Annotated in this window: 14 protein-coding genes; 8 read left to right on the top strand and 6 right to left on the bottom strand. The window is 65.5% G+C overall.

Features of this window, described 5'->3' with window-relative positions; all coding sequences use genetic code 11:
* Positions 1 to 442: 442 nt before the first annotated feature.
* The 5 genes from WH265_RS02650 (at position 443) to WH265_RS02630 (ending at position 6,917) form a co-directional block, all read left to right on the top strand.
* On the top strand, positions 443 to 2,647 hold the full coding sequence (locus WH265_RS02650; RefSeq protein ID WP_339557408.1) for a TonB-dependent hemoglobin/transferrin/lactoferrin family receptor: 2,205 nt from the start codon (positions 443 to 445) through the stop codon (positions 2,645 to 2,647).
* A gap of 64 nt (positions 2,648 to 2,711) precedes the next feature.
* Positions 2,712 to 3,881: a hemin-degrading factor gene (locus WH265_RS02645; protein ID WP_339557236.1), complete on the top strand. Its 1,170-nt coding sequence runs from the start codon at positions 2,712 to 2,714 to the stop codon at positions 3,879 to 3,881.
* 10 nt (positions 3,882 to 3,891) lie between these two features.
* Positions 3,892 to 4,836, top strand: coding sequence for a heme/hemin ABC transporter substrate-binding protein (locus WH265_RS02640; protein WP_339557235.1), 945 nt, complete (start codon positions 3,892 to 3,894; stop codon positions 4,834 to 4,836).
* Complete coding sequence (locus WH265_RS02635) at positions 4,833 to 6,038, top strand: FecCD family ABC transporter permease (protein ID WP_445228474.1); 1,206 nt, start codon at positions 4,833 to 4,835, stop codon at positions 6,036 to 6,038. Before WH265_RS02640 ends, WH265_RS02635 begins: the two co-directional genes overlap by 4 nt.
* A 12-nt stretch (positions 6,039 to 6,050) precedes the next feature.
* Entirely contained in the window at positions 6,051 to 6,917 is an 867-nt protein-coding gene (locus tag WH265_RS02630; protein WP_339557234.1) for a heme ABC transporter ATP-binding protein, read from the top strand.
* 40 nt (positions 6,918 to 6,957) lie between these two features.
* Here WH265_RS02630 and WH265_RS02625 read toward each other — a convergent pair whose 3' ends face one another.
* Both WH265_RS02625 and ppsR read right to left on the bottom strand, forming a co-directional pair.
* Complete coding sequence (locus WH265_RS02625) at positions 6,958 to 7,413, bottom strand: hypothetical protein (RefSeq protein ID WP_148293148.1); 456 nt, start codon at positions 7,411 to 7,413, stop codon at positions 6,958 to 6,960.
* Positions 7,414 to 7,710: 297 nt separating this feature from the next.
* Positions 7,711 to 8,523 carry a posphoenolpyruvate synthetase regulatory kinase/phosphorylase PpsR gene (gene ppsR, locus WH265_RS02620; RefSeq protein ID WP_021026838.1) on the bottom strand — a complete coding sequence of 271 codons (813 nt, stop codon included), beginning with the start codon at positions 8,521 to 8,523 and terminating at the stop codon, positions 7,711 to 7,713.
* Between the two features lie 568 nt (positions 8,524 to 9,091).
* Between ppsR and ppsA the strand changes: the two genes are divergently transcribed.
* Positions 9,092 to 11,485, top strand: a complete 2,394-nt coding sequence (gene ppsA / locus WH265_RS02615; protein WP_021026839.1) for a phosphoenolpyruvate synthase — start codon at positions 9,092 to 9,094, stop codon at positions 11,483 to 11,485.
* A 415-nt stretch (positions 11,486 to 11,900) separates the two neighbouring features.
* Here ppsA and wrbA read toward each other — a convergent pair whose 3' ends face one another.
* Together wrbA and WH265_RS02605 are read right to left on the bottom strand one after the other, a co-directional pair.
* Entirely contained in the window at positions 11,901 to 12,500 is a 600-nt protein-coding gene (gene wrbA / locus WH265_RS02610) for an NAD(P)H:quinone oxidoreductase (protein ID WP_339557233.1), read from the bottom strand.
* 185 nt (positions 12,501 to 12,685) lie between these two features.
* Complete coding sequence (locus WH265_RS02605; protein ID WP_339557232.1) at positions 12,686 to 13,576, bottom strand: LysR family transcriptional regulator; 891 nt, start codon at positions 13,574 to 13,576, stop codon at positions 12,686 to 12,688.
* Positions 13,577 to 13,739: 163 nt separating this feature from the next.
* Here WH265_RS02605 and WH265_RS02600 point away from each other — a divergent pair, with 163 nt between their 5' ends.
* Positions 13,740 to 15,215: an MFS transporter gene (locus WH265_RS02600; protein WP_339557231.1), complete on the top strand. Its 1,476-nt coding sequence runs from the start codon at positions 13,740 to 13,742 to the stop codon at positions 15,213 to 15,215.
* A gap of 53 nt (positions 15,216 to 15,268) precedes the next feature.
* Here the strand turns inward: WH265_RS02600 and WH265_RS02595 are convergent, their stop codons facing one another.
* A complete protein-coding gene (locus WH265_RS02595) occupies positions 15,269 to 15,907 on the bottom strand; it encodes a helix-turn-helix transcriptional regulator (protein WP_339557230.1) in 639 nt (212 codons plus the stop codon).
* Positions 15,908 to 15,995: 88 nt separating this feature from the next.
* Here WH265_RS02595 and WH265_RS02590 point away from each other — a divergent pair, with 88 nt between their 5' ends.
* Positions 15,996 to 17,450: an MFS transporter gene (locus tag WH265_RS02590; RefSeq protein ID WP_339557229.1), complete on the top strand. Its 1,455-nt coding sequence runs from the start codon at positions 15,996 to 15,998 to the stop codon at positions 17,448 to 17,450.
* Positions 17,451 to 17,515: 65 nt separating this feature from the next.
* On the opposite strand, the gene WH265_RS02585 is transcribed toward WH265_RS02590, so the two are convergent.
* Positions 17,516 to 18,310 (bottom strand): ABC transporter ATP-binding protein, encoded by a 795-nt coding sequence (locus WH265_RS02585; RefSeq protein ID WP_339557228.1) that lies wholly within the window; start codon positions 18,308 to 18,310, stop codon positions 17,516 to 17,518.
* Positions 18,311 to 18,315: the final 5 nt, after the last annotated feature.

Below are 18,315 nucleotides of genomic sequence, written 5' to 3'. Positions count from 1 at the left end.
GCGCCCAGGGGGTGCTCCACCGGTGCAGGCGTTGCAGACCAGGCGGTTTTTTTGTTGGTGCGTGCCGGCTGCAAAAGCTTCGCGGGGGTTGCCGATGACGGCTCGAGCAAGCGCAGATCTTGCGTATTCCGCTGCAACTGTCGCTATTTCGAAGCAGCACCCAGTCGTTGCAGGGCTATTGCCTCGATAAATAAGAACTATTCTCATATAATTGTTACATCGCCAGCCTGTGACCCGCACGCCAGCCGTGCTGCCGCCCCTGCCCTTGCAGCGGGCCGTCATTGCCAGCTTCTTTGTTCAACCCTGTTGTCTGAAAGCTCGGCCCGTGGCTGCTCATCCCCCTTGCGACACGCATCGCGTGTCTTCGTCCCTCCCTGTGTCGCGCCTCTCCAGTGCCGCGCGCCAGCCGTTGGCCTTGCAACCCCTGGCACTGGCTGCACTGATGTGTGTGGCCCAGGCAGCACAGGCCCAAAGCCCTGCAGCGGCCAGCTCCGGTCAGGCGACTGGCGCCGTGCAGGTGGCTGCGGCCGATGCGCCCTTGCTCAAGGAAATGGTGGTCAGTGGCTCGCGCTACGAGCAGGACCCCGATGAGCTGCCGATGAGCATTGATGTCATCAATGCCCGGCAGATGGAAGAGCAGCAGATGCGCGATATCCGCGATATTGCCCGCGACATGCCCAATGTCTCAGTCAAGCGCGCACCGGCGCGCTTCACCCTGGCGTCCAGCCCCACCGGCCGCGACCAGAACGCTGGCTTCAATATCCGGGGCTTGGACGGCAACCGCGTGCTGATGCTGGTCGATGGCATCCGCCTGCCGCGCAGCTATGTGTTCAGCGCCAATGCCTTTGGCCGTGACTACCTGGATGTCGGCATGGTCCAGCGGGTGGAAGTGGTGCGGGGGGCCACCTCGGCGCTGTATGGCTCCGACGGCATGGCAGGCTTGGTCAACTTCATCACCAATGATCCCCGCAACCTGCTCAAGGACGGCCAGACCTTTGGCGGCCGTGCCAGCGTAGGCTATGACAGCGAGAACACCGGCAAGAATCTGGGCCTGACCCTGGCTGGCAAGCCCAATGAGACGGTGGAATGGCTGCTGGGCGTGAATCTGGGCCGCAGCCATGAACTCAAGAACATGGGCGATATCGACACGCTCGATACGCGCCGTACCACACCGAATCCGCAGCGCGACAAGGATGCCTCGGTGCTGGGCAAGGTGGTGGTGCGACCCAATGCGGACCAGAAGCACACCTTCACCGTCGAGCATGTCGACAAGAAAGCCGACTACCAGCTCTACACCGCACGCACGGCGCCGCCGGTCACCGCCGCTACGGCCGTCATCGATTCCGGATCTTCAACAGACATGAAGCGCACGCGCGGCAGCTGGACGGGCGAGTGGCGCAACCTGAGCACGCCCGCGTGGGATGACATCAAGGCCAGCCTGAGCTACCAGAACGCCGATTCGCGCGAGTTCATCTACGAAGACCGCCTGACGGCGGCCGACCGCACGCGCGATGTGACCTACCAGGAAAAGACCTGGCAGGCCAATGTGCAGGCCAGCAAGCTGCTGCGCGGCGATGCGGGCCTGGCGCAGAAGATCACCTACGGCATCGACTATGTGCGCAGCGATGTCGAGAACCTGCAGACGGGTATCACGCCGCCGGTGGGCGAGACCTTCCCGCTCAAGCGCTTTCCCGATACCACCGAATCGAGCTGGGCCCTCTATGCGCAAGATGAGCTGGTGCTGGGCAACTGGACCTTCACGCCCGGGCTGCGTTACGACCACTTCAGCATCAAGGCCGACCAGGCCGGCTTTGGCGCCAATGCGGTGTCACTGTCGGGCAATGCCACCTCGCCCAAGCTGGGTGTGATGTACCGGGTCGATCCGGCGTGGAGTGTGTTCGGTAACTACGCCAAGGGCTTCCGCGCGCCCAACGCCGGCCAGGTCAATGCCTTCTTTGAAAACCCGGTGGCCAACTACAAGACCATCCCCAACCCCGACCTGAAACCGGAATCCAGCCAGAACCTGGAGTTTGGGGTGCGTGGGCGGCTGGGCAATGTGGCGCTGGATGTGGCGGCATTCACCGGCCGCTACAAGGACTTTATTGACGACCTGGTGCAGGTGGGTGGTGTGGGTACCGCTGCGGATCCACTGGTGTTCCAGTCGGTCAACCGAGGCAAAGTCAACATCAGTGGCTTTGAAGTCAAGGGCGATGCCGATTGGGGGCGCTACGCCGGCATCGGCTGGAGTACGCCGTTTTCCTGGGGCCGTACCCAGGGCCGTGACCGTACCAGCGCCGAGCCGCTGTCGTCCATCGATCCGCAGCGCTTTACCGTGGGCCTGCGTGCCGAAGCCGCCGTCTGGACAGCGCAGCTGGGTCTGAACTACACCCAGGGCAAAAAGGCCAAGGACACGACCAACCCTAGCGGTGGCACCCAGTTCCTGAACCCATCGGCCACCTTGGTGGACCTGACAGCGCAATGGCGCATCCGCAAGGACCTGCGCTTGAACGTGGGTATCTACAACCTGACCGACAAGAAGTACTGGCGCTGGTCCGATGTGCGTGGTCTCGCGTCCAGCTCAGGCGTTATCGATAGCTACACCCAGCCGGGCCGCTCGGCCAAGGTCAGCCTGGTCGCCGAGTTCTAAATCTGCCTCTGAGGGCAGCGTGCGCGGTTTGCACGCTGCCGGTTTTTCCATAAGGAGTCCCCCCATGAATCCGTCTCTTTCTCCCGCCGCTGCGCCAGCCGCCTTGAGCGCGGCCCGTGCCGCAGACATCCGCCAGGCCTTTGCCGCAGAACGTGCCAAGGGCCTGCGCGCCAAGGAAGCGGCCGAAGCTGCCGGCACCAGCGAAGGCGAGGCGATTGCCGCCCATGCCCAGCAGTGGCAGCCGGAGGGCAGCAGCTTGCAGGTGCAGGTACTGGCAGCACCCGAGGGCGCTTGGGTAGAGGTGCTCAAGGCGCTGGAAGCCTGCGGCCCGGTGATGGCCTTGACCCGCAATGCCAGCACCGTGCATGAGAAGACCGGCGTATATGCCAACCTCAGCGCGGGCGGTGAGCTGGGGGCCCAGGTGGGTATTGCGCTGAACGAAGACATTGACCTGCGCCTGTTTTTTGCCAGCTGGCATGCCGGATTTGCGGTGACCGAGACCTCGGCCCATGGCGGCAGCACGGTGCTGCGCAGCCTGCAGTTCTACAACCGGGCAGGCCGGGCAGTGCACAAGGTCTATGCCCGCGACGCCAGCGATCTGCAGGCCTGGCAGGCGCTGGTGGAGCGCTTTGCGGTGGCTGCTGGCGGCAGCGTGCCCGGCTTTGATGCGCCAGAGGCACGCAAGCCCGTCAGCGTGCCGGCCGATAGCAGCGTCGATGTGCCCGCCCTGCAGGCCGCCTGGGCCGGCATGAAGGACACGCATGAGTTCTTCAGCATCATCAAGAAGGCCGGGGCCGAGCGCCAGCAGTCCTTCCGCCTGGTGCAGGGCCAGTTTGCCTGGCCCCTGGCCAAGGACAGTGTGACCGCCTTGCTCAACGAGGCCAGCTTCTCGGCCACGCCCATCATGGTGTTTGTCAGCAGCGGCGGCTGCATCCAGATCCACAGCGGCCCGGTGCAGCGCATCGAGCCGATGAGCAGCCCCAATGCCGAGTGGATCAATGTGCTGGACCAGGGCTTTAACCTGCATCTGCGCACCGATCTGATCGCCCATGCCTGGCTGGTGGAGAAGCCGACCAGCGATGGCACCGTCACCTCGGTCGAGCTGTTCGACGCCTATGGCGACCTGATGGCCATGTTCTTTGGTGCCCGCAAGCCCGGCAAGCCGGAACTGGCTGGCTGGCGCGCGCTGGCGACCGGCCTGCCGCGCCTGAACGCCGAGCCGGTAAGTGCTTGAGGAGTGCAAGATGGCTTTATTGAATCGCCGTGATTGCCTGACCTGGGCTGCTGGTGCTGCCGCTGCAACCATGGCGGGCCCGCTCTGGGCACAGCCCGCCCGGCCGGTGGCCGATGCGGGTGCCAAATCGGTGCTGCAGCCCTTTGTCGGCGTGCAGCCCCAGGTGGCGGCCAAGCGCCTGATCAGTTTGAGCGGCGCGCTGACCGAAATCATCTACCTGCTGGGCGCCGAGCAGCTGCTGGTGGGCAGTGACAGCACCAGCAACTACCCGGAGGCCGCCGACAAGACGCCCAAGGTGGGCTATGTGCGTCAGCTGGCCGCCGAGGGCGTGCTCTCGCTCAAGCCCGATACGGTGATCGGCACGACCGAGGCCGGCCCGCCCGTGGTGCTGCAGCAGATTGCGCAGGCCGGGGTGACCGTGGCCCTGGTGCAGTCCGACCATAGCTGGGACGAGGTGCTGCGCAAGATCCGCCTGGTAGGCCAGGCCACCGGCAAGCAGGCCCAGGCCGAGCAGCTGGCGCAGCACTTGCAGACCGACTGGGACCAGACCCAGGCCCAGGTGCGTGCCAGTGTGGCTGCCGGGCGCGCGCCGCGTGCGCTGTTTGTGCTGTCGCACAGCGGATCGCCCCAGGTGGCAGGCCAGGCCACGGCAGCTGATGCGCTGCTGCGCCTGGGCGGCGCGACCAATGTGATGCAGGGCTTCCAAGGCTACCGGCCGTTGACGGCCGAAGCCATGGCGCAGGCGGCGCCGCAGGTGATTGTGACCACCACCCAGGGCCTGGAGGCGGTGGGCGGTGCGGAGAAGTTCTGGGCGCGGCCTGAGCTGGCGCTGACCCCTGCGTTCAAGAACAAGACCATGGTGGCGCTGGAGGCAAGCCAGCTGCTGGGCTATGGCCCGCGCCTGCCGCAGGCCGTGCAGGCGCTGCACCAGGGCTTGCTGGCCATCCAGCCATGAGCGAAGCGGCGCGTGTGCGCGTCAGCGCGGACGCCCCGCACAGCCAGCCGGCAGCAGCGGGTTTGCATGCGGTGGCGCCATCGCCAGCCCCCGCTGCGGGGGCGGCTGGCAGCGCCGCGCGCAAGCCCAGTCGGCGCCCGGCGCAGCGGCGCCTGGGCAAATCCAGCACCCTGGGCCTGATGGCCTTGCTGGTGCTGGCGGCCTTTGTGTTTGCGGCCGGGCAGGGCGCGTTTGCGATCGATGCGGCGCGCCTGCCGGGCATCACCTGGAACGCCTGGCTGCACTGGTGGCAGGGCGCGGGCGCTGCCAGCCCGGGCGCCAGCACCGAGCAACTGGTGTTTGCCACCATCCGCCTGCCGCGTCTCATCCTGGGCCTGGCAGCCGGTGCGGGCCTGGGGCTGGCCGGGGCGCTGATGCAGGGGCTGTTTCGCAATCCGCTGGCCGACCCGGGCCTGATTGGGGTCAGCAGCGGCGCGGCCTTGGCGGCGGCTGCGCTGATTGTGATGGGCGCGCTGTGGTTTCCGGCGCTGCCGCGCAGCCTGGGCAGTTGGCCGCTGATGCTGACCGCGTTTGGCGGCGGCCTGGTTACCACGTTTTTGATCTATGGCCTGTCCCAAACAGGGGGCGGCACGCGCATTGGCGTGATGCTGCTGGCGGGCGTGGCCATCAATGCGCTGGCGATGGCTGGGCTGGGCCTCCTGAGTTTTCTGTCCACCGATGAGCAGCTGCGCAACCTGCAGCTGTGGCTCATGGGCAGCCTGGGCAGCACGCGCTGGCCGGTGGCCTTGGCGACCTGCGCCGTGGTGGCCGTGGCCTTGCTGATCGCCCAGCGCCTGGCCCAGTCTCTCAATGCCATTGCCTTGGGCGAGGCCCAGGCCAGCCTGATGGGCGTAGGGGTGGAGCGCACCAAGCGCCTGGCCGTGGTGCTGGCCGCTCTGGTCGTGGGTTGCATCACCGCCGGCTGCGGCATGGTTGGCTTTATCGGCCTGGTGGCCCCGCACTGGGTGCGCATGCTGGCCGGGCCGGACCACCGGGTGGTGCTGCCCGCATCGGCCTTGCTGGGCGCTGCGATGGTGGTGTTTGCCGATGCCTTTGCGCGCACCGTTGTGGCGCCGGCCGAGCTGCCGCTGGGCGTGCTGACTGCTCTGGTCGGCGTGCCGCTGTTTTTGGCCATGCTGCGCCAGTTCCGGCGCCAGCTCTGAGCGAGGCTGCCGATGTTTTATCCCTTCAAAACCTGGGGCGCTGCCAAGCGGCTTGCGCCGCAGTCCGCATCCTGCGGGCCCGTCAGCAGCTGGCGCCTGGAGCACCTGGCCGTCGGCGTGCCCGGTGGCGATACCCTGCTGAGCCTGCACACCCGCATTGAGGCAGGCCGGGTCACCGCCATCGTCGGGCCCAATGGCGCGGGTAAATCCAGCCTGCTGAGCACGATGACGGGCCAGTGGCAGCCCCATGGTGGTCAGCTGCTTTTTGATGGGCAGCCGCTGGCACGCTGGTCGTCCGAGCAGCTGGCGCTGCGCCGCGCGATGATGATGCAGGACGGTGGCGTGGCCTTTGACTTTACGGTGCAGGAGGTGGTGGAGCTGGGGCGCTATACGCACCGGCTCCAGCCCAGCGCCGATGAGGCCGGCATTGTGGAGCGTGCGATGGCGCTGACCCAGGTCAGCGCCTTTGCCCAGCGCAGCGTGCGCAGCTTGTCAGGTGGGGAGCGGGCGCGCACGCATCTGGCGCGGGTGCTGGCCCAGCTCTGGGAGCCGGCCGCATGCGGCGGCGCGCGCTGGCTGCTGCTTGACGAGCCCACCGCTGCGATGGACCTGGCCTGGCAGCACCAGACCATGGCTTTGCTGCGCGACTGGGCGCATGCGGGGCCGTCTGCCGGGGTGGGGGTGATTGCCGTGGTGCATGACATGAACCTGGCATTGCGCTATGCCGACGATGTGCTGCTGGTGCATGGTGGCGGCTGCCTGCATGGCACCGTACATGAGGTGTTGACACCCGAGACCATTGCCCAGGTCTGGGGCGTGGGCTGCTTTGCCACCCAGGCGCCGGATGGCACGGCCCAGTATCTGTTCGCGCAAACTTAAGCGGGCCTCAGCCCGCCGAGTTGGCTGATTGCGTGCTTGCTTATTCCAGCGGCTCGTCGTCGGGCGTGCACTGGCGCTTCAAGCTCTGCGCCTCATAGTCCAGCGTCTGCTTCATCGCGCCGCCCAGCAGGGCTGCATCGATGTGCAGATGAAAGTTGTCACCGGTATTGGTTTGCTTGGCCTGGGCGGTCAGCATCTTGCCGCAGGTCACCGTCCAGCTCTTGTTGTTCTTGTCCAAGAGCTTGCTGTCCTTGATGCGGCACTGGCTGAAATGCTTGGACAGGATCAGATCGGGGTAGAGAAAGCCTTCCTTGTCCACCAGCTCGGGGCCGATGCAGCGGTCCTTGGTGCGGGGGGCCTTGGCGGGTTTGTTGCCGATGGCCGATTTGGTCTCGGTCACGGAAAAAGCGCCCGGCTGGGCGGCTTGGGCGGGCAGGGCGGCCAGCAGCGCGGCACAGAGGCCGGCGCTGGCGATCCAGGTCAAAGTTGTGTTCATGCTTGAACTCCTGAGCGGCGGCCCATCCACACGGGGCCGTGATCGCTTGGTTATAGCAGGCGCGCATGCGGCCTGCTGTAAAGCTGTGCGAAGCAAGGGTAACGTTGCGCATCCCTACCGCGCAGCGTTAGGGAAAAAGCCAGGGGCCGCGATGGGCAGCCATCAGCAGTCATCAGCAGCCATCAGCAGTCATCAGCAGCCATCAGCAGCCATCAGCAGCCATCAGCAGCCATCAGCAGCCATCAGCAGCCATCAGCAGCCATCAGCAGCAATGGGCAGCGATTGGCTGCGCGCCGCTCACTCGTCCTGCTTGAGGTCCTGCAGCACCACGGCGGCAATCTCTTCGATGGACTTGTGCGTGGTCGACAGCCACTGGATGCCGGCGCGGCGCATCATCGATTCGGCCTCGGCCACTTCCATGCGGCAGTTCTGCAGGCTGGCGTAGCGCGAGTCGGGGCGGCGCTCATTGCGGATCTGGGACAGGCGCTCGGGGGCAATGGTCAGGCCAAAGATCTTCTTCTTATAAGGCAGCAGGGCCGGTGGCAGCTGCTGGCGGTCAAAGTCTTCGGGGATCAGCGGGTAATTGGCCACCTTCAGGCCAAACTGCATCGCCAGGTAGAGGCTGGTAGGCGTCTTGCCGCTGCGGCTCACCCCCACCAGGATCACATCGGCACCGGCCAGGTCATGGTTGGTCTGGCCGTCATCGTGCGCCAGGCTGAAGTTGATCGCCTCCATGCGGTCAAAGTATTCCTTGCTCTCGCTGATATCGGTAAAGCGGCCAATGCGGTGGTGCGACTTGGCGCCCAGCTCGTCTTCCAGCGGCTGGACAAAGGTGGCAAACATGTCCATCACCAGGCCCTTGCAGTGCTCATGCACCACCTTGACCGTCTCGGGTTCGACCAAGGTTGTGAAAACAATGGGCTTTTTGCCTTCCTTGTCGGCCGTGTGGTTGATCTGGTGCACGGCCTGGTGGGCCTTGTCGACCGTGTCCACAAAGGGCAGGCGCACCGCACGGGTGGTGATGTCGAACTGCTTCATGATGGCGCGGCCAAAGGTCTCGGCTGTCACGCCGGTGCCATCAGAGATAAAGAAAATGGTGCGTTGGTGCATGTTGGGCCTAAGAACCTGTTTACGATCTCCTCGCGCCGCGACAGTGTCTTTGCGAGATGGGATGCGAGGCGCAATACCGCAGCAATAGCCATGCTATTGCGAGGATTTGCAACGACGCAGACCGCTCGCAAAGCCACTGTCCCGAAGGGTTGGAGTGAAATCGGGCGATTTCTGCGCGCTGGCTCTTGCTTGCACCCCGGTGCAAGCTGCGAACCAGCCCTTCGAACTCATCCCGATTGCACTCCAACGCGGCTGCGTAGAGATCGTAAACAGGTTCTAGGGCTACATCGGCGGTAACGGGCGAATTCTGTCGCAGGCGGTGGACGGCTGCCTGCGGGGTTTGTCATTGTTGACCACGGTGTTCAGCAAGTCGCAAGCAAAACGGCGGCGGCACGCCTACAATGACGCCCATTATTCACATTTCCCGCATGTACTCCGGCCTACCAGTACAAATACAAAGCCAGATGTCCGAGCCCGCAGCGGCCGGGCAGGAGTCTATGCGTGCGTGCCATTGCCCCCACTGCGGCCATGGGCGCCCGAGCCAGTTTTTAACTTCCGGAGCTTCACCATGTCCAACCTCTACAGCGCGACCGCCCTGGTCGTACCGTTTGAGAACCTGAGAATGACCGACGTCGAGGTCGTAGGCGGCAAGAACGCCTCGCTCGGCGAAATGATCTCGCAACTGCCGCAAGGCGTGCGCGTGCCGACCGGCTTTGCCACGACGGCCCACGCCTTCCGCGAGTTCCTGGCCCACGAAGGCCTGGCTGACAAGATCAGCGCCAAGCTCGCGGCGCTGGATGTGGACGATGTGCGCGCGCTGGCCCAGGTCGGCGCCGAGATCCGGGCCATGGTCGAGGCCCAGCCTTTCCCGCTCGATCTGCAAAAAGCCATTGCCGAGGCCTTTGTGACTCTGCAAGCGGGCAATACCGAGGCCTCCTTTGCCGTGCGCTCGTCAGCTACCGCAGAAGACCTGCCTGACGCCTCTTTCGCCGGCCAGCAAGAAACCTTCCTCAACGTGGTGGGCATCGACGATGTGCTGCACAAGATGAAGGAAGTGTTTGCCTCGCTCTACAACGACCGCGCCATCTCCTACCGCGTGCACAAGGGCTTTGAGCACGACGTGGTGGCCCTGTCGGCCGGTGTGCAGCGCATGGTGCGCTCGGACAAGGGTGCCGCAGGCGTGATGTTCACCATTGACACCGAGTCGGGCTTTGACCAGGTGGTCTTCATCACCTCCAGCTACGGCCTGGGTGAGACCGTGGTGCAGGGCGCCGTGAACCCGGACGAGTTCTATGTGCACAAGCCCATGCTCGAAGCGGGCAAGCAGGCGCTGATCCGCCGCAACCTGGGCTCCAAGCTGCTGCAGATGGTGTTTGCAACGCCTGAAGAAAAAGCCGCCTCCGGCAAGCTGGTGAGCACCACCGATGTCAGCCCCGAGCTGCGCAACCGCTATTCGCTCACCGATGCCGAAGTGCAGGAGCTGGCGCAGTACGCGCTGGTGATCGAGAAGCACTATGCCCGCCCGATGGACATCGAATGGGGCAAGGACGGTACCGACGGCAAGCTCTACATTCTGCAGGCACGCCCTGAGACGGTGAAGAGCCAGTCCAAGGGCCAGGCCGAACAGCGCTACAAGCTCAAGGGCAGCGGCACCGTGCTGGCCGAAGGCCGTGCGATTGGCCAGAAGATCGGCACCGGCCGCGTGCGTCTGGTCTCCGACATCTCGCAGATGGACCAGGTCGAAGCCGGTGATGTGCTGGTGACCGACATGACCGACCCGAACTGGGAGCCGGTGATGAAGAAGGCAGCTGCCATCGTCACCAACCGCGGTGGCCGTACCTGCCACGCCGCGATCATTGCGCGCGAGCTGGGCATCCCTGCCGTCGTGGGCTGCGGCAATGCCACCGAGCTGCTGAAGAACGGCACCCTGGTGACGGTCAGCTGCGCAGAAGGCGATACCGGCCGCATCTATGACGGCCTGCTCGAGACCGAAGTGACCGAGGTCAAGCGCGGCGAGATGCCGCCCATCAAGACCAAGATCATGATGAATGTGGGCAACCCCCAGTTGGCCTTTGACTTTGCCCAGCTGCCCAACGACGGCGTGGGTCTGGCACGTCTGGAATTCATCATCAACAACAACATCGGCGTGCACCCCAAGGCCATCCTGGACTACCCGGCTGTCGATGCTGATTTGAAGAAGGCCGTTGAATCCGTGGCCCGTGGCCATGCCTCGCCACGCGCTTTCTACGTGGACAAGATCACCGAAGGTGTGGCAACGATCGCTGCGGCGTTCTATCCCAAGCCGGTCATCGTGCGCATGTCGGACTTCAAGTCCAACGAGTACCGCAAGCTGATCGGTGGCAGCCGCTACGAGCCCGATGAAGAAAACCCAATGCTGGGCTTCCGTGGTGCAGCGCGCTATATCTCCAAGGATTTTGGCGAAGCCTTCAAGATGGAATGCGAGGCCTTGAAGCGCGTGCGCAACGACATGGGCCTGACCAATGTCAAGATCATGATCCCCTTCGTGCGTACCCTGGACCAGGCCAAGCGCGTGACCGAGCTGCTGGCGGCCAATGGTCTCCAGCGCGGCGAGAACGGCCTGGAAGTCATCATGATGTGCGAAGTGCCCTCGAACGCCATCCTGGCCGATGAGTTCCTGGAGTACTTCGACGGCTTCTCGATCGGCTCGAACGACCTGACCCAGCTGACCCTGGGCCTGGACCGTGACTCCGGTCTGGAGCTGCTGGCTGCCGACTTTGACGAGCGCGACCCTGCCGTCAAGAAGATGCTCGAGCGCGCCATCACCGCCTGCCTGGCCCAGAACAAGTACGTCGGTATCTGTGGCCAGGGCCCTTCGGACCACCCGGACTTTGCCCAGTGGCTGGCGGACAAGGGCATTGCCTCGATCTCGCTGAACCCCGACAGCGTCATCGACACCTGGCAGCGCCTGGCCGCCAAGTAAGCGGCACTGCCCTGCCACCAGCACGGTGGCAGGCACCCCACAAGGCGTCAAAATCAAAAAGCCAAAAAACCTAAAAGCCAGTCAGAACCTCTGACTGGCTTTTTTACGTTCTAAGACGGCTGCAGCCGGCCGGGCCGGCTAAGAACCTGTTCAAAGTCTCTACGCAGCCGCGTTGGAGTGCAATCGGGATGAGTTCGAAGGGCTGGTTCGCAGCTTGCACCGGGGTGCAAGCAAGAGCCAGCGCGCAGAAATCGCCCGATTTCACTCCAACCCATAGGGACTGTGACTTTGCGAGCGGTCTGCGTCGTTGCAAATCCTCGCAATAGCGCGGCTATTACTGCGGTGTTGCGCCTCGCATCCCATCTCGCAAAGACACTGTCGCGGCGCGAGGAGACTTTGAACAGGTTCTAAAGGCTCAGGCGCTCAGCTTGGCGGCCAGTGCGGCGACCTTGGCGCCCTGGGCAAAGGCCAGTTCCAGCTCGGGGGCGGAAGGCTGGCGCGAGCCATCGGCACCGGCCAGCGTGGCGGCGCCGTAGGGCGAGCCGCCCTTGGCCTGCGACAGGTCAAACTGCGAGGGCAGGCCAAAGCCGGCGGGCACGATCACCATGCCGTGGTGGGCCAGGGTGTTCCAGAACGAGGTGACGGTGGTTTCCTGGCCACCCAGGGTGCCGGTGGAGGTGAACACGCTGCCGACCTTGCCCGACAGCGCGCCCTTGGCCCACAGGCCCCCGGTCTGGTCGAGGAAGCTGCGCATCTGGCCGCTCATATTGCCAAAACGGGTGGGGGTGCCAAAGATGATGGCGTCGTACTCTGCCAGCTCGGCGGGCGTAGCCACGGCAGCGGTTTGGTTGACCTTGCCGCCGGCAGCCTGGAAGGCTTCCTGGGGCATGGTCTCGGGCACGCGCTTGATGACGACCTCGGTGCCCGCCACGCTGCCTGCGCCTTCGGCGATTTTGCCGGCCATGGTCTCGATGTGACCGTACATGGAATGGTAGAGAACCAGAACTTTAGCCATGGTGAATATTTCCTCAATCGTTGAATACGGACCGCAACCGCGGTGAAGAGCGCCTGCTTGCCATTGGTTGTTGGCGCTTGTATCCACTGTAGGGCTTGGCTGCTGGTTTGGGGTGCCGCTGGTTTGAACGCAGCGTTGCATGGATTTGAACAATCGCTGCCAGCCCGCCTGGCGGCCGGCCGCCATCACCAGGCGCTGCGCCCCAGCAGCAGCTTGCACAGCGCCTGTACCTTGGGCGAGGCATGGCGTGTGCGCGGGTAGACCAGGGAGAGCTCGCGGCTGCGGCCTTCCAGCGCGGGCAGCAGCCGTTCCAGCCGGCCATCGGCCAGCGCATCGCGCACCGCAAAGCCCATCACCTGGGCCACGCCCAGGCCGGCAATCGCGCCTTCGATCAAGGGGTCGCCACTGTCAAAGCGGATGGCATGGGGCGCGGGCCAGTCGATGGTGCTGCCATCGGGCAGGCGAAACTGCCAGGGCACGGCAAAACCCCGGTAGTGGTTGTAGACCGACAGGCAGCGGTGTGTGGCCAGCTCTTCCAGGTTTTGCGGCCGGCCATGGCGGGCGGTGTAGGCGGGAGAGGCCACTGTCACCCAGTGCAGCGGCGGCAGTGGCCTGCCGATCATGCGGCTGTCGAGCAGGGGGCCAATGCGCACCGCTGCGTCAAAGCCCTCGTCCACCATGTCCACCAGGCGGTCGGTAAAGCTGGCCTCGATCTGCAGGCCCGGGTGCTGCTCTAGTAGCTGGCCGAGCAGGGGCGTCAGCACCACACGGCCCAGCACCGAGGGTGCTGTCATGCGCAGCACGCCGGTGGGCTCGCAGCGCCGGTCCAGCAGCTGCTGCCTGGCATCGTCCAGCCCGGCGATCAACGCGGCACTGCGGTCCACCAGCAGGCAGCCATCGGGAGTCAGCGACACATTGCGGGTATTGCGGTGCAGCAGGCGCGTGCCCAGCTCGGCCTCCAGCTGCGCAATGGCGCGGGAGATGCGCGACTGCGTGGTACCCAGGCAGTGCGCGGCCTGGGTAAAGCTCTTGTGCTCGGCCACCTTGATCAGCATCTGTACCGCGTTCAAATCCATGGGGCTGCTCCTGCCAAACTATTGATTCATTTTTGCATAAGTAAAAGATAGATTTTCTGTTTATCTTCGTTATTGATTTAAATACCATGTCGCCATGACCGGTCATCACCCGCCTGCAGCTGCTGCCCCAGCACTGCAGGTCCGTATGTTTTGGAGTGATGAAGTGACCCTTGAAAAACCTGTGCACCCAACCGTGGTGCTGCGCCATCCGCGTGCCGCGCTGGCCTTGCTGTCGTTTGCGCAGCTGCTGATTGCGCTCGATGCGACGATTGTCTTTGTTGCGCTCGACGCCATCGGCCAGCAGCTGCAGCTCGATGCCCGCCACCTGCAGTGGGTCATCAGCGGCTACAGCGTGGCCTTTGGCGGCTGCCTGCTGCTGGGCGGGCGCTTTGCGGACCTGCTGGGCCAGCGCCGCATGTATGTGGTGGCGATGGCGCTGTTTGGCCTGGCCTCCTTCGCTGGCGGCTTTGCGCATCTGCCCTGGCAATTGGTGGCGGCGCGTGCCGGGCAGGGCGTGGCAGCGGCGCTGCTGTTCCCGGCCACCTTGTCGATGATCAATACCTTGTATGCCGCAGGCGCTGAGCGCAACCGCGCGCTGGCGGTGTGGAGTATGGCCAGTGCCGGCGGGCTGGCGGCCGGTGCCCTGCTGGGTGGCTTGCTGACCCAGACCCTGGGCTGGAACTGGGTGCTCTGGGTGCTGGTGCCGATTGCCTGGCCTTGTGCGATTGCCGCAGGCCGCTACCTGCCGGCGATGCCTGCAGTGCCCGCTGCGCAGCGGCGTTTTGACCTGCTGGGCTGCATCAGCGTGACCGTGGGTGCCAGCGCCTTGGTGGCGCTGCTGGTGCAGGGCCCGCAATGGGGTTGGGCTGACTGGCGCACGGCGGGCCTGCTGCTGCTGGCGCTGGCCGCGCTGGGCCTGTTCTGGCGCACCGAGGCGCGGGTGGCAGCGCCCTTGATGCCACTGGCCATGCTGCGGGTGGGCAGCTTGCAGACCAGCATGCTGCTGGCCATGCTGTTCATGAGCAGCTATGGCGTGCAGTACTACTTTCTGGGCCTGTATTTCCAGCAGGTGCTGGGCTGGAGCCCGCTGCAGGCCGGCCTGGCCTTTGTGCTGCCAACGGCGGTGTGCACCTGGGGCATACGCCTGGCCGAGCGCGGCCTGGCGCAGCACGGTGTGCGTACGGTTCTGCTGCGGGGCTGGGCCGCCGGTGTGCTGGGCATGGTTTGGATGGCAGCGGTGCTGCCGCTGGCCGGCAACTATGCCTGGCTGGTGCCCGGCTTTGTGGTGATGAGCCTGAGCCAGGGCGCCAGCTGGACCGGCATGTGGGTCCTCGTGGGCCAGGGCATTGCACCTGCGCGCCAAGGCGTGGCATCGGGGGTGGCCGCCACCGCGCAGCAGGTGGGCGCGGCGCTGGGCCTGGCCTTGCTGGTAATGCTGGCAGCAGCGCCGCTGGCCGGCCTGGAAGGGGCCAGCGCCGAGACCCTGCGCCAGGCCAATGCCCAGGGCCTGCAGCATGCGCTCTGGGGCGCAGCGGGCCTGGCCTTGCTGGCCTGGTTGGTCTGCCTGCGCATGGCCAAGCCGCAGACCCAAGCCCGCAGCGCATCCCAGGGGGGCGACGAAGCAGCGGCTTGCGCCTGAGCCAGCTGTGCCGCGTCAGGCGGCGGCCTGAGGTGGTGGTGTCGCCGGTGGACTTACAGCGGCTGCACCAGATACACGCAGCGCTGGCCGCCTTCGAGCAGGTATTCGCTGCGCTCCAAGGTCGCGAGGCCTTCGACCACCTCCTGGAACAGCGCTTGTTCCGAACGGCAAAAGCCCCGGCAGCTTTGCGCCGCCGCGCAGATCGGGCAGTGGTGCTCCACCAGCAGCCAGCCTTGCGGGTGGGGCTCGACATGGGCCATATAGCCCTCCTGGGTGCGGACCTCGGCCAGCTGGGCCAGGCGCTCGGGCAGGCCGGGGGCGGTGCAGGCCTGGCGGTAGCGGCAGCGTGATTGCGCTTCGCGCTCGCTGATCATGCCGTCCATGCCCTGCTGGCCAAACAGTTTTTCGATCGCGCCAATCAGCTGCACCGTGAGCTGGGCATGGGCGTCGGGGAAGTAGCGCTGGCCCGCTGCGGTCAAGGTCCACAAATGGCGCGGCCGGCCCGCACCGGCCGGCTTTTGCAGATCGGCCTGCACGAGGCCCTGGTCGGCCAGCTTGTTGATCTGCTGGCGCGCGGCCTCGGCCGTCATCTGCAGCGCGCGCGCCAGGTCGGCGGTGCTGGCGGGGGCCTGGCGCTTGAGGGCCTCGAGCATGCGCATGGTGGACGAGGGATCGATGGGGGTCGATGGCATTTATTTATACAAGTGATAGCTTGTTTTATTGTTTGGGACGGGGAATTATCAAAGACAATGCTTGCATTATTTCATAACCAGGAATGGCATGGCATCGTCCTCTTCATCACCCCTCACCACGGCCGCTGTGCCGGTGCCCGAAGCACCTGCCGGCTGGGCCCAGCTGCTGGGCCGGCCCCATGGTCTCAAGGCGCTGGCGCTGACCGGCGCGGTCGCCATGCATGCGATCAATGTGCATATCGTCACTACCATCCTGCCTTCGGTGGTGCAGGAGATTGGCGGCCTCGCCTGGTATGCCTGGAGCACCACCTTGTTTGTCGTGGCCTCGATCATTGGCGCGGCGCTGGCGGTGCGCATGCTGGCCCGCTGGGGCGCGCGCGGCGCCATGCTGGCAGGCCTGCTGGTGTTTGGCCTGGGCAGCTTGCTGTGCGCGACGGCGCCATCCATGCCGATGCTGCTGCTGGGCCGCGCGGTGCAGGGCCTGGGCGGTGGCGCGGTGGGGGCACTGAGCTATACCTTGATCCGGCTGGTGTTTCCGCCCGCGTTATGGCCGCGTGCCATTGGGCTGATCTCGGCCATGTGGGGCGTGGCCACGCTCAGCGGTCCCGCGGTGGGCGGACTGTTTGCCCAGGCCGGCCAATGGCGCCTGGCCTTTGGCGCCTTGCTGCCCTTGCTCGTGCTGCAGATGCTGCTGGTGCAGCGCCAGCTGGCCCCGCAGCGTCTGCTGCGCAGCACACCCGCGCAGGACGGCGGCATTGCCGGCTTGCAGATTGCGCTGCTGGCGCTGTCGGTGCTCTTGGTGGCTGCCGCCAGTGTGGTGACTGCGCCGCTCTGGCAATGGCTGCTGGGCGCAGCCGGCTTGCTGGCCGGTGCGGCCGCGATCTGGCATGAGCGCCGCGCCCGCCGCCGCTTGCTGCCCCAGGGCGGCACGGCGCTCGGCCAGCCGCTGGGCATGCTGTACGCCGCCGTCGCCTTGCTGCTGGTGGGTACGATGACGGAGGTGTTTGTGCCCTATCTGCTGCAGCACCTGCATGGCCTGCAGCCTTTGACGGCCGGCTATGTGACGGCCTTGCTTGCGGGCGGCTGGTCCGTGGCCTCGGTGCTGTTCTCGGGCAAGAGTGGCCGGGCGGGCCGGGCGCTGATGCTGATCGGACCGGTGCTTTGCACCTTGGCCTTGGTGGCCTTGGCGCTTGCGATGCCCTGGCAGGGGATGGCGGCCCTGGTGGTCTGCGGCATCGCGCTGGCGCTGCTGGGTCTGGGCGTGGGCATGGCCTGGCCCCATGTGCTCAATGCCATCATGCACAGCGCCAGTGCGCAGGAGGCCGACAGCGCCGCATCGGGCATCACGACGGTGCAGCTCTATGGCATGGCGGTTGGCGCGGCGCTGGTGGGCCTGGTGGCCAATGCGCTGGGGCTGACCGCCCTGGCCGAACCGGCAGCGCTGGGCCGCTCGGCGCTCTGGTTGTTTGCGGTGTTTGCGCTGTTCCCAGCGCTGGCGGCCTGGTCGCTGCGGCGGTTTTTGCGCCGTGCTGCAGCGCTCTGAGGCATAAAAAAACAGCGGAGCCACCTGGGTGGTCTCCGCTGTTGTGGCGGTGCCGGAGCGGCTGTTTAGCCCAGCAGCAGCGCATCATCGGCGAGCTTTTCGCCGCGCACCTTCTCGAACATCTGCAGCAGATCGGGCACGTCCATCTGGGCGCGCTCCTCACCGCTGACGTCGAGGACCACCTGGCCCTGGTGCAGCATGACGGTGCGGTCGCCCACGTCGAGCGCCTGGCGCATGCTGTGGGTCACCATCATCGTGGTCAGCTGGCCTTCCTCGACGATGCGGGCGGTGAGCTTGAGCACAAAGTCGGCGGTGCGCGGATCGAGCGCGGCGGTGTGCTCGTCGAGCAGCAGAATGCGCGAAGGCTGGAGCGCTGCCATCAGTAGGCTCACGGCCTGGCGCTGGCCGCCCGAGAGCAGGCCGATGCGGTCGGTCAAACGGTTTTCCAGGCCCAGGCCCAGGGTGGCGAGCTTTTCGCGGTAGAGCGCACGGTTGGCTTGCTTGACGGCCTTGGACAGGCCGCGAAAGTTGCCGCGCTCATGCGCCAGGGCCATGTTCTCTTCGATCGACAGGTCTTCGCAGGTGCCGGCCATCGGGTCCTGGAACACGCGGGCCACCTTGTGCGCGCGGTCCCAGACGGGCTTGCGCGTCATGTTTTCACCGTCGATGACGATGCTGCCCGAGTCGACCATCAGGTCGCCGGAGATGGCGTTCAAAAAGGTCGATTTGCCCGCGCCGTTCGAGCCGATGACGGTGACGAACTGGCCGGCGGGAATATCCAGCGCCATGCCACGCAGCGCGCGGGTTTCGATGGGGGTGCCGGGGTTGAAGGTGATCTTGAGGTCTTTTGCGCTCAGCATGTCTC

Origin of the sequence: Comamonas sp. MYb396 (assembly GCF_037479555.1) — a bacterium.
Taxonomy (GTDB): domain Bacteria; phylum Pseudomonadota; class Gammaproteobacteria; order Burkholderiales; family Burkholderiaceae_C; genus Comamonas.
This window is presented reverse-complemented; position numbering and strand designations above follow the sequence as displayed.

What these genes read in the sequence shown, in the direction of transcription:
- WH265_RS02585 (WP_339557228.1), bottom strand. Translation starts at nt 18,310, where the DNA reads ATGCTGAGCGCAAAAGACCTCAAGATCACCTTCAACCCCGGCACCCCC.
- WH265_RS02650 (WP_339557408.1), top strand. Translation starts at nt 443, where the DNA reads ATGTGTGTGGCCCAGGCAGCACAGGCCCAAAGCCCTGCAGCGGCCAGC.
- WH265_RS02640 (WP_339557235.1), top strand. Translation starts at nt 3,892, where the DNA reads ATGGCTTTATTGAATCGCCGTGATTGCCTGACCTGGGCTGCTGGTGCT.
- ppsA (WP_021026839.1), top strand. Translation starts at nt 9,092, where the DNA reads ATGTCCAACCTCTACAGCGCGACCGCCCTGGTCGTACCGTTTGAGAAC.
- wrbA (WP_339557233.1), bottom strand. Translation starts at nt 12,500, where the DNA reads ATGGCTAAAGTTCTGGTTCTCTACCATTCCATGTACGGTCACATCGAG.
- ppsR (WP_021026838.1), bottom strand. Translation starts at nt 8,523, where the DNA reads ATGCACCAACGCACCATTTTCTTTATCTCTGATGGCACCGGCGTGACA.
- WH265_RS02590 (WP_339557229.1), top strand. Translation starts at nt 15,996, where the DNA reads ATGGCATCGTCCTCTTCATCACCCCTCACCACGGCCGCTGTGCCGGTG.
- WH265_RS02595 (WP_339557230.1), bottom strand. Translation starts at nt 15,907, where the DNA reads ATGCCATCGACCCCCATCGATCCCTCGTCCACCATGCGCATGCTCGAG.
- WH265_RS02605 (WP_339557232.1), bottom strand. Translation starts at nt 13,576, where the DNA reads ATGGATTTGAACGCGGTACAGATGCTGATCAAGGTGGCCGAGCACAAG.
- WH265_RS02630 (WP_339557234.1), top strand. Translation starts at nt 6,051, where the DNA reads ATGTTTTATCCCTTCAAAACCTGGGGCGCTGCCAAGCGGCTTGCGCCG.
- WH265_RS02625 (WP_148293148.1), bottom strand. Translation starts at nt 7,413, where the DNA reads ATGAACACAACTTTGACCTGGATCGCCAGCGCCGGCCTCTGTGCCGCG.
- WH265_RS02645 (WP_339557236.1), top strand. Translation starts at nt 2,712, where the DNA reads ATGAATCCGTCTCTTTCTCCCGCCGCTGCGCCAGCCGCCTTGAGCGCG.
- WH265_RS02635 (WP_445228474.1), top strand. Translation starts at nt 4,833, where the DNA reads ATGAGCGAAGCGGCGCGTGTGCGCGTCAGCGCGGACGCCCCGCACAGC.